Genomic DNA, 999 nt, shown 5'->3' with positions numbered 1-999 from the left:
TAAATGAATTTATGGAGCAAAACTATAAGCTTATATTTGATCTAGATACAAATTTATCTATGCAATACAATAGCGTAAATTTCAACATGGACAATAAAGCCACCATTTCACCCATTACATATAATAAAAACAAAAACTGGCTACTACTTATACTTATAAACAACATAAAACATGACTTAGATATACGCACAGATCACTATCTAAAAGACGAGCAAGAAGCCTTGATAATAGAAGATATATTTAAGCTTAGTGATGAGAAGCGATACACAAAGATAATAAGCAAAGATGAAGTTGAGGAATTTAAAGAAAACGGATGTGAAAGCATAGAAGATAAAAGAGCTATGCACAAGTGCAGGACATACAAGGTAGTAGATGAGAGCTCTAGTGATGTCACCACCACCAAGGCACAAGCTAGCAAGCTCTACACCTATACATCAAATTTCACAAGGTCGCTTTCATCACAAGATGAGAAAGCATACTTTATGAAAAAATCAGAGCAGACCTACTCTCTTTTATTTGACAACAGCACGCAGAGTGGCTCTATAAATTTATACGACGTAAAAGATAGGGGTGAGATAAAATTTGGCTTTTTATCAGCTAGCTCTAGCGTCTATGTGGATAAAGATAAAGAGAGTTTAGCCATATTTACAAAAGATAAAGACATAGTGGATATTGAAAGGTTATATGACAAGATAAGAGATAAATTTGGCGTGGAAAACCCAGAAAACTACAAGGTCGATCTCTTCTTAAACGCTACACTTCTAAAAGGTGCAAACGAAGCTAAAGACTATAAATTTGGCTTTACAAATTTCAAAGATGAAAAAGAGCATGATCTCTTTGAAAACAAAGAAGATCAAAAGCCATTTTACTACTTTAGCCCAATAGATGATGAAAGCTCTAAAGGCTCACTTGATATCACAAATAAAAACACTAGCATAAGAGTGCTTGGCTATGATATAAAGAGGGGTAGCTTAGATGTAAAGCTAAAAAGAGCTAACA

Annotated in this window: 1 protein-coding gene; it reads left to right on the top strand. The window is 33.9% G+C overall.

Translation table 11 applies throughout. From position 1 onward, the window contains the following. On the top strand, window positions 1-999 hold a 999-nt coding region (locus F3G98_RS10570), incomplete at both ends, for a hypothetical protein (protein WP_188117000.1).

It is taken from the genome of Campylobacter concisus (genome assembly GCF_902460895.1).
Lineage (GTDB): Bacteria > Campylobacterota > Campylobacteria > Campylobacterales > Campylobacteraceae > Campylobacter_A > Campylobacter_A concisus_BC.
The sequence above is the reverse complement of the archived record's forward strand: the minus strand, read 5'-3'. Positions and strand labels throughout refer to the sequence as shown.